The sequence below is a fragment of the Moorena sp. SIO3E8 genome, assembly GCF_010692445.1.
GTDB lineage: Bacteria > Cyanobacteriota > Cyanobacteriia > Cyanobacteriales > Coleofasciculaceae > Moorena > Moorena bouillonii.
Genome location: NZ_JAAHHM010000247.1, coordinates 1 through 5,410 on the forward strand (window position 1 = coordinate 1; position 5,410 = coordinate 5,410).

Here is a 5,410-nt window from a genome sequence, read left to right on the forward strand (position 1 = left end):
TAAGAGTTTGGTCAAGAATTTTGTGCATGACTCTTGAGCATGCTAATACCAAGTAAGGTTTGTGTTTTGTTCGACTGATGTTGAAAAGATTAGCTACTGCTTAAAAAGATCTCAAATAGGTTCTATAAGGACGGGGCGCGATTACCCAATTTTTTCGGTAACGCTTCAAGTCCGAATTTCGATAAGCCATCAGCAGCTATTCCCACAACCCCAAGAAAAGCAATGCCTCCGATCATTCCGAATGGACCTAACATTGCCAAAGCCGCTGTGATTGCCGCTGCTCCAGTGAATCCCGTTGTTGCCATAGCAATCAGAAGTATCACACCAGGTAAGCCTAGTGCAGCAACCTTTCTAACCACTTCATCCATATCAGTATTCCTCAATATTGTTAGCTTAGAGAATTGCTCTAATTTTCACCAGTATTCCCTCCAAACTGAGTAAGTAAATCAGTGGAAATAGGGGATTATTGAATTAACGACGAACCAAGCTAATAGTAGGTTTACACCAACCACTTTAGGTTGTCTACTTATGGTTAGCGTGAATAAAGTTAAGGCATTACTGCTGACAGCCTATGGGAATCCTGCTTGATGAGTGCGCCCCACGACCAAGTTAAAATAGAGGCGTAAAGCTCAAACAATATCATTCCAATGACAGTCCAACAACCCCGATACAGCAAAGAAGAATTTGCTCGACGTGGTGATGAAATCTATGAAACTCTGGTGCGTCCAAAGGTCGAAGCAGGGAATTACGGCAAGATTGTTGCCATTGATATTGAAACAGGCGATTTTGAGGTTGACCCAAGGGAAATAGCCGCTTGCGATCGCCTCGAAGCCCGTCACCCAGATGCTCAAATCTGGATAGTCCGGATTGGTTCCCGCTATATTCGTCGGTTCGGTGGACGTGGAAAAAGAACGGGATGATTAGAGGAAATGTTAATGCAGACTTTGAACCTAATTACTCATAACTAGCAACATCAAGTATTCTATTAAGAGCAACGCTATCATCTGAAATGTATTCCTGAGAAAAATAGTAATAACTGTTAGGCTCATTATCAGGAATCACGCCATTAACGACTAAGCCCAGAACAGTCTGACCAGACTGCTCCAAAAGCCCCTTGGCGAAAGCAGCACTACCGGAATCTACCACTCCAGGTCGGGAAACTAACAGCACACCATCGGTCATTTTTCCTAGGATAGGAGCATCAGCAGCAACGTTTAAAGAAGGGGTATCAATAATCACAAAGTCGTAACGACTAGCAACATGGTTAATCAATGAAGCCATCCGCTCGGAATCCAGAAGCACTGCTGGATTAGGAGGTACTACTCCAGAGGTCAGGACATCCAGATTTTCGATTACTGGTTTAATGGCATCCCCTAATTTAACTTGATTAACAAGCATATTGCTCAAGCCCACTTCATTGGACAAATCCCAGATTCGATGTTGTACAGGCTTATGGAGATCAGCATCGATTAGCAATACCTTACTTCCTCGCTGAGCAATCACTGCTGCTAAATTAGCAGACACCGTTGACTTACCTTCTTGAGGTAAGGAACTAGTTACAGTCACCGCCTTGAGGGCTTTATCTGAACTCAAAAACTTGAGATTTGCTTGCAGCATCCGATAGGATTCACTGATGGGAGACCGAGGCGTATTCCGAACAATAACTTGGGGCGTAAATGGATCTAAAACTTCCTGTGATGGATTTAATAATTGAGATTTATTAAAGTGGGTAATCACACCCAGCAAGGTAAACTTAAATAATTGCTTAACGTCTTTAATGGTTTTCAGGGATTTATCTCTGGTTTCTAAAATATAAATAATTGCTGCGGTGGCCAACAGTCCCTGAAAGCAAGCAGCAATATAGGCTATCTTAGCAGACGAAATCGGAATCATCGGCACCTGAGCCCCGGCAATAATGCGGGCATTACCCATGTTTTGATTTTCCGCTACCTGAATTTCTCCAAGCTTATTTAGCAACAGAGAATAGGTTGATTGGGAAACATTAAGTTGCCGTTCTAACTCCCGCTGCTGTTGTTCCAGTCTAGGGAGATCGTTAAGTCGTTTTCGGTAAGCGGTTTGGGCATTGACTAAGGCTTTAGTCTGATTCGCCAAACCTAAACGAGCTGCTTCTAATTCTACTAGCTCTTTAGTCAGGTCTTGTTGTAACTCGCCCAGTTGAAAAAGCTGGCTATGAGATTTCGGCTTAGCCTTAGAAACCTGTTTGACTCGCTGGTTTAGGATACCTTTTAGGCTGGCTACCTTATTTTCTAACTTAGCAATTGTGGGATGGGTGGGTTGGAAACGGTTACGCTCAAGGGCCAGTTCAACTTCCACTTGGCGCAATTCTTGGAGTGCCTCCTGCACCTCAGGAGACTGCTTGAGAGCCGTTAGAGCGATAGCTTGCTTGGAGTTCATGCCCAATCGTGTTTGGAGCGATTCGTACTGGGCATTGACATCAGCCATTTTAGACTGATTTTGGGCAATTTCTTTTTGCAAATCTGTCAGCACCTCGATAGCTGAGCGAGCTTCTGCGTCTAAGGATATCACTTCATTCTCTTGTTTGAACTGACGCAAAGCTGCTTCTGTTTTACTAACAGTAGCTTCTGCTTGAGGTAACTGTTTCTCAATAAACTTCCGAGCAGCTACAGCTTCAGCCCGTTGAAAATCTAAGTGATTTTCTAAATAAATACTCATTAGTTGATTAACAACTGCTGCTGCTTCTTTAGGGTCTTGAGATTGGTAAGACACTTCTAGAAGATCAGTTTTCCGGATATTGGTAACACTGACATTGTGTAAAAAGTCTTTAATTGCTAAAGGTTTCCCCTGATTATCTGTAAGATTTAGTGCGGTGATTGTCTTTTGAGCCAGAGGCTCAGACATCATGATGTTGGCTTCTGTATCTAGAGGATTACTTTGGTCTACCAGAGGTTGTAAGATACCGATTTCTTTACCTACTTCGGTGACTGAAGACGTCGTATTAAGCCGCTTAAATAACAGCAATCCTTGGGCTACATATACCGGTTTTTGAAATGATGCCACCAAAGACATAATCACAGAAACTGATACAAAAATACCGGAAGCTGGTAGCCAACGTCGCTTCAGGATCCACCAATATTGTTCAAACCTTGAGGATTCAGGAGACTCCATAAATAGCTCAAGAAAAAATTTAAGTACCTGATGCTTATTTAGGGATATCCTAGCCCAGCCAATATTATCAATTGTGCCAATACGCCAATTTGATTACTGTTTGTTGTTGAAGGTAGGGAACAGGGAACAGGGAACAGGGAACAGGGAATATGGCATCAAAAATTCTCACAATTCCTACACGGATTGCTAAAGTTGAAAATTTACCTGTAAAGGTAGGGAACAGGGAACGGCTAAGGGGGAACAGTGATAATATTTGACTATTTAAGGAGTAAAATTGATTGTTATCACTGTCTTGATGCAGTCGCTCATGGTCAATTTTGCTGTGTGTGTCACGTGCATGCACCTGTCTTGATGCAGTCGCTCATGGGGGAAACCACGCCAGTTGCTCATGGGGGGAACCCCCAAGACCGCACTGGCTCCCCAAGACCGCGCTGCATCGCTGTAAGCCCCATGGAAACCCCCTATTCCCTGTTCCCTATTCCCTGTTCCCTAAAACCCACTGGCGTAATTACCTCAGGCAAGTGAAAAACGCTGTAGTATTTCCAATAGGCTTAAAAATTGCCGGATTTGACCAGATTATCACCAGAGCACCTGTTTGTATGTCCCAGCACTATTACATTTCTCCCCGGTTTATCGATAAACTGGCCGTTCACATCACTAAAAACTTCCTTGACATACCTCATGTCCGTGTGCCTCTAATTCTGGGAATTCATGGACGGAAGGGGGAGGGTAAGTCCTTTCAGTGTGAGCTTGTGTTCGAGCGCATGGGCATTGAAGCGGTTCATATGTCTTCTGGTGAGCTAGAAAGCCCAGATGCTGGGGATCCAGCCCGTCTGATCCGCTTGCGCTACCGAGAAACCGCTGAAATGATCCGAGTCAAGGGTAAGATGTGTGTGCTGATGATCAATGACTTGGATGCTGGGGCGGGACGGTTCGATGAACGCACCCAATATACGGTAAATACCCAGCTGGTGCATGGTACTTTGATGAACATTGCTGATAATCCCACCAATGTCCAACTTCCAGGGAGTTATGACTCACAACCGATCCACCGAGTACCGATTATTGTCACTGGTAATGATTTTTCTACTCTCTATGCGCCCTTGACTCGGGATGGTCGGATGACCAAATTCTACTGGGAGCCCAACCGAGAAGACCGGATTGGTATTGTTAGTGGTATCTTTCACGGAGATGGACTGTCTAGCGGGGAGATTGAACAACTGATTGATACCTTCGACAATCAAGCGGTTGATTTCTTCAGTGCTTTGCGATCGCGTATTTACGATGAACAAATCCGTAAGTTTATTTACGATATTGGTATAGACCGAGTTTCTTCTCGTGTAGTCAACAGTAAGCAAGGACCGCCCAAATTTGAAACACCAAACTTTAGCATCTCCCGCTTAATTGAGTTTGGAGAACTGATTAAAGCTGAGCAGCAACGGTTGGAACTCAGCGGACTAGCTAGGGAGTACAATCAAGTCCCCTCCCTGACGAGCCAAGCAAGTAATACAAATACTAATACAAATAGTAATTATACTATCCCAACCCCTGACCAACCTCAAGCAAACCACAAGGCACCTGTATCCAATCCAGTCATCAGTGAGTCAACTAGCCCTAAAGTCACGAACGGGTTAAATCACTCTGAGACAAGACAGCACAACGGTAGCAAAAAGCCATTAGATCTAGCATTAGATCTAGAAACCCAAGACCAGATTGGAGAGCTTTTGGCTCAAGGTTACCGCCTGACCCTAGAATACGGTAATGAGCGTCGCGTTAAGAATAATGCTTGGAAAAGTGGGAATCCATTACCAGAAAACAATGTATCGGACGCGATCGCTGCTTTGACAGAACGCTTAGGGGAGCATAAGGGTGAGTATGTGCGCCTAATTGGTATCGACACCAAAGCCAAGCGGCGGGTTCTGGAAAAGATTATTCAACGCCCTTGAGGTCTCTCCTGCTTGAAGATAGGGAGATGGGGAGATAGGGAGATGGGGAGATGGGGAGATGGGGAGATGGGGAGATGGGGAGATGGGGGAGTGTGGGAAGTGTGGGGAGTGTGGGGAGTGTGGGAGATGGGGAGTAATATTAGCGTTCCCTGTTGCCGATTCCCGATTCCCGATTCCCGATTCCCTGTTGCCGATTCCCGATTCCCGATTCCCGATTCCCGATTCCCGATTCCCGATTCCCGATTCCCGATTCTCAATTCCCAATTCCCAATTCTCAATTCTAAATTCTAAATTCTCAATTCTAAATTCTAAATTCC

General features: G+C 44.6%; 6 protein-coding genes and 1 pseudogene. 4 read left to right on the forward strand and 3 right to left on the reverse strand.

Translation table 11 applies throughout. The features are described from left to right. Nucleotides 1-122: 122 nt before the first annotated feature. Nucleotides 123-368, reverse strand: a complete 246-nt coding sequence (locus tag F6K46_RS37910) for a hypothetical protein (protein WP_229415357.1) — start codon at nt 366-368, stop codon at nt 123-125. Nucleotides 369-647: 279 nt separating this feature from the next. Here F6K46_RS37910 and F6K46_RS37915 point away from each other — a divergent pair, with 279 nt between their 5' ends. After that, nucleotides 648-920 (forward strand): hypothetical protein, encoded by a 273-nt coding sequence (locus tag F6K46_RS37915; RefSeq protein WP_293066545.1) that lies wholly within the window; start codon nt 648-650, stop codon nt 918-920. A gap of 34 nt (nt 921-954) precedes the next feature. Here F6K46_RS37915 and F6K46_RS37920 read toward each other — a convergent pair whose 3' ends face one another. Beyond that, nucleotides 955-3,147 carry a polysaccharide biosynthesis tyrosine autokinase gene (locus tag F6K46_RS37920; RefSeq protein ID WP_293066542.1) on the reverse strand — a complete coding sequence of 731 codons (2,193 nt, stop codon included), beginning with the start codon at nt 3,145-3,147 and terminating at the stop codon, nt 955-957. 67 nt (nt 3,148-3,214) lie between these two features. Beyond that, nucleotides 3,215-3,490: a hypothetical protein gene (locus F6K46_RS37925; RefSeq protein ID WP_293066539.1), complete on the reverse strand. Its 276-nt coding sequence runs from the start codon at nt 3,488-3,490 to the stop codon at nt 3,215-3,217. A gap of 8 nt (nt 3,491-3,498) precedes the next feature. Here F6K46_RS37925 and F6K46_RS37930 point away from each other — a divergent pair, with 8 nt between their 5' ends. The 3 genes and pseudogenes from F6K46_RS37930 to F6K46_RS37940 all read left to right on the forward strand — a co-directional run. After that, nucleotides 3,499-3,672 (forward strand): hypothetical protein, encoded by a 174-nt coding sequence (locus tag F6K46_RS37930; RefSeq protein ID WP_293066536.1) that lies wholly within the window; start codon nt 3,499-3,501, stop codon nt 3,670-3,672. Between the two features lie 74 nt (nt 3,673-3,746). Beyond that, nucleotides 3,747-5,093, forward strand: coding sequence for a ribulose bisphosphate carboxylase small subunit (locus F6K46_RS37935; protein WP_293066550.1), 1,347 nt, complete (start codon nt 3,747-3,749; stop codon nt 5,091-5,093). A 58-nt stretch (nt 5,094-5,151) separates the two neighbouring features. Beyond that, nucleotides 5,152-5,410, forward strand: a pseudogene (locus F6K46_RS37940) (hypothetical protein); the annotation flags it as partial.

Coding starts and splice junctions, on each gene's coding strand:
- F6K46_RS37910 (WP_229415357.1), bottom strand. CDS start 368: ATGGATGAAGTGGTTAGAAAGGTTGCTGCACTAGGCTTACCTGGTGTG.
- F6K46_RS37915 (WP_293066545.1), top strand. CDS start 648: ATGACAGTCCAACAACCCCGATACAGCAAAGAAGAATTTGCTCGACGT.
- F6K46_RS37920 (WP_293066542.1), bottom strand. CDS start 3,147: ATGGAGTCTCCTGAATCCTCAAGGTTTGAACAATATTGGTGGATCCTG.
- F6K46_RS37930 (WP_293066536.1), top strand. CDS start 3,499: ATGCAGTCGCTCATGGGGGAAACCACGCCAGTTGCTCATGGGGGGAAC.
- F6K46_RS37935 (WP_293066550.1), top strand. CDS start 3,747: ATGTCCCAGCACTATTACATTTCTCCCCGGTTTATCGATAAACTGGCC.